At 72.1% G+C, this 3,654-nt stretch carries 2 protein-coding genes; both read left to right on the forward strand.

Annotated features, from left to right (window positions below):
• Positions 1–1,128 (forward strand): beta-ketoacyl reductase (locus ABZ664_RS39330; RefSeq protein ID WP_362522377.1); only part of this gene is annotated, 1,128 nt, incomplete at its 5' end.
• A gap of 63 nt (positions 1,129–1,191) precedes the next feature.
• The coding region (locus ABZ664_RS39335) for a type I polyketide synthase (RefSeq protein ID WP_362522379.1) at positions 1,192–3,654 on the forward strand (2,463 nt) is incomplete at its 3' end.

Consider the following 3,654-nt stretch of genomic DNA (forward strand, 5'->3'; position numbering starts at 1 on the left):
GCCGATCGTGAGGGGTTGGCGGCTGTTTTGGCGGGGATTCCGGCGGATCGGCCGTTGACCGGGGTGGTGCACACCGCCGGCGTCCTCGACGACGGGCTGGTCCAATCCCTCACCCCGGAACGGGTGGACGCGGTGTTGCGGCCCAAGGTGGACGCGGCGTGGAACCTGCACGAGCTCACCCGTGACCTGGACCTGTCGGCGTTCGTGATGTTCTCCTCGGCCGCGGCGGTGCTGGACGGGGCGGGGCAGGGCAGCTACGCCGCCGCCAACGCCTTCCTCGACGCGCTGGCGGCGCACCGCAGGGCTCAGGGGCTGGCCGGGCTCTCGCTGGCCTGGGGTTTCTGGAACCAGCGCAGCGGCATGACCGGCCACCTCGCCGACGCCGACGTGGAGCGGATGGCACGCTCAGGACTGGTCGCCCTGTCGTCGGAGGAGGGGATGGCCCTGTTCGACGCGGCCCGCGCCTTCGACGAGGCGCTGCTCGTGCCGATCCACCTCGACCTCGCCGCGCTGCGCGGCGAGAACGGCCTGCGCTCCGCGCTGCTGCGGGGCCTCGTCCGCGCCCCCGCCCGCCGGGTCGTCCGGGCCGTGGGAGGCGTCACCTCCAGCGCCTCCGGTCTCGAACAGCGCCTGGCGGGTCTGTCGGAGGAGGAGCAGCTGGCCGCGCTCGTCAAGCTCGTCTGCGCCGAGGCCGCCGGGGTGCTCGGGCACACGAGTGTGGACTCGGTGGAACCCGAGAGGGCGTTCAAGGAGCTCGGGTTCGACTCGCTCACCGCCGTCGAGCTGCGCAACCGGCTCGGTGGTGCCATCGGGCTGCGCCTGCCGACCACCCTGGTCTTCGACTACCCCAACCCCAGCGTGCTCGCCGAGCACATCAGGGACGAGATCGCCCCGCCCGCCGCCGACCCCTCCGCGTCCGTGCTCGCGGAGGTCGACCGGCTGGAGACCCTCCTGTACACGAGGAACGGCGGGGATACCGACAAGATCACAGCCCGGCTGCGGGCGCTGCTCCGCAAGTGGGACGACACGCACGGCGACCCGGTGGAGGCCGAGCCCCGGCAGGACTTCGAGTCGGTCACCGACGACGAGCTCTTCGCGGTCCTCGACGGGGAACTCGGCGCCTCCTGACGGCGCCTCCCGACGGCGCACCCCATGACGAATCCCTACTGCCCCGAGGCTGGTTGACGTCCGATGCCGAATGACGACAAGCTGCGTGACTACCTCAAGCGTGCCACCGCCGACCTGCAGCACACCCGACGCCGCCTGCGCGAGGTGGAGGCCAGGGAACGCGAGCCGATCGCGGTCGTGGCCATGAGTTGCCGCCTGCCCGGTGGGGTGAACAGCCCGGAGGAGCTCTGGCGGCTGGTCGCGGACGGGAAGGACGCCATGTCCGGGTTCCCCGGCGACCGGGGCTGGGACCTGGACCGGCTCTACCACCCCGACCCGGACACCCCCGGCACCACCTACGCCCGCGAGGGCGGGTTCGTCGCCGACGCCGGCGGTTTCGACGCGGGCTTCTTCGGGATGAGCCCGCGCGAGGCGCTGGCGTCCGACCCGCAGCAGCGGCTGCTGCTGGAGACCTCGTGGGAACTGCTGGAACGGGCGGGCATCGATCCCGCCACGGTGAAGGGCAGCCGGACGGGCGTCTTCGTCGGCGCGGCCTCCAGCGGGTACGGCATCGGCCAGGGTGTCTTCCCCGCGGGGGTCGAGGGTCACCTGCTGACGGGCACCTCCACCGCCGTCATGTCCGGGCGGATCTCCTACACCCTCGGTCTCGAGGGACCCGCGGTCACCGCCGACACCGCCTGCTCGTCCTCGCTGGTGACCCTGCACATGGCGTGCGAGTCCCTCAGAAGGGACGAGTGCTCCATGGCCATCACCGGCGGCGTCACGATCATCTTCACTCCCGAGATCTTCGTGGAGTTCAGCCGCCAGCGCGGCCTCGCCCCCGACAGCCGGGTGAAGGCCTTCGCCGCGGCCGCCGACGGCACCGCCTTCTCCGAGGGGATCGGCCTGCTGCTGCTGGAGCGGCTGTCGGACGCGCGTCGTAACGGTCATCCGGTGCTGGCGGTGGTGCGGGGCAGCGCGGTCAACCAGGACGGTGCCAGCAACGGCCTGTCGGCTCCGAACGGCCCCTCCCAGCAGCGTGTCATCCGCCAGGCGCTCGCCAACTCCGAACTGGTGGCCGCCGACGTCGACGCGGTGGAGGCGCACGGCACCGGCACCATGCTCGGCGACCCGATCGAGGCCCAGGCGCTGCTCGTCACCTACGGTCAGGACCGCCCGGCCGATCGTCCCCTGTGGCTGGGCTCGGTGAAGTCCAACATCGGCCACACCCAGGCCGCCGCCGGGGTGGCGAGCGTCATCAAGGTGGTGATGGCCCTCCGGCACGGCCTGCTGCCCAGGACCCTGCACGTCGACGAGCCCACCCCGCACGTCGACTGGTCGGCGGGTGCGGTGTCGCTGCTGACCGAGCCCGTCGAGTGGCCGGAGAACGGTCACCCGCGCCGCGCGGGAGTCTCCGGTTTCGGTATCAGCGGCACCAACGCCCACGTCATCATCGAGCAGGCCCCCGCGCCCGTCGACACCGAGGTCGAGGGGGGTCTGCCGGTTCCGGTGGCGGAGTTCGCCGGGGGGCTGCCGTTGCCGTTCGTGGTGTCGGCGCGCGGCGAGGAGGCGTTGGGCGCGCAGGCCGCGCGCCTGGCGGCGTTCGTGGAGGAGCGCGAGGACCTGAGGCCGCTGGACATCGCGCACTCGCTGGCCACGGGAAGGTCCGCCTTCGATCATCGTGCGGTGGTGGTGGGCGGGGATCGTGGGGGTGTGGTGGCCGGGTTGTCGGGGCTGGCCGGGGGAGTCGCGGGTTCGGGTGTGGTGCGGGGTCGGGTGGGTGACGGCCGGGTGGCGGTGTTGTTCACCGGTCAGGGGGCGCAGCGGGTGGGGATGGGCCGGGAGCTGTATGAGCGGTTCCCGGTGTTCGCGGCGGCGTTGGACGCGGTGTTCGCCGAGTTCGAGCCGCTGCTTGAGGGGTCGCTGCGTGAGGTGTTGTTCGCCGAGCCGGGGTCGGTGGAGGCGGGGTTGCTGGATCGGACGGGGTGGGCTCAGCCGGCGCTGTTCGCGGTGGAGACGGCGCTGTTCCGGCTGGTGTCGTCGTGGGGAGTGCGGCCGGATGTGCTGGCCGGTCACTCGGTCGGGGAGATCGCGGCTGCTCATGTGGCCGGTGTGTTGTCGCTGCAGGACGCGTGTGCGTTGGTGGCGGCGCGGGCGCGGTTGATGCAGGCGTTGCCCGCCGGTGGGGCGATGGTGTCGGTGCGGGCCTCCGAGGAGGAGGTCGTCGAGCTGCTGGCCGGGCGGGAGAAGGAGGTGTCGGTCGCGGCGGTGAACGGTCCCGCGTCGGTGGTGGTCTCCGGGGCGGAGGAGGCGGTTCTGGCCGTCGCGGCCGAGTTGGACGCTCGTGGGGTGCGGACGAAGCGGTTGCGGGTGTCGCACGCGTTCCACTCCCCGTTGATGGATCCGATGCTGGAGGACTTCCGCACCCTGGCCGGGACGCTCACCTACGATTCGCCGCGGATTCCGATCGTGTCGACGTTGACCGGGGAGTCGGCTACGGCTGAGCAGCTGTGTTCGCCGGAGTACTGGGTTCGGCATGTGCGTGAG

It is taken from the genome of Streptosporangium sp. NPDC006930, assembly GCF_040635605.1.
GTDB lineage: Bacteria > Actinomycetota > Actinomycetes > Streptosporangiales > Streptosporangiaceae > Streptosporangium.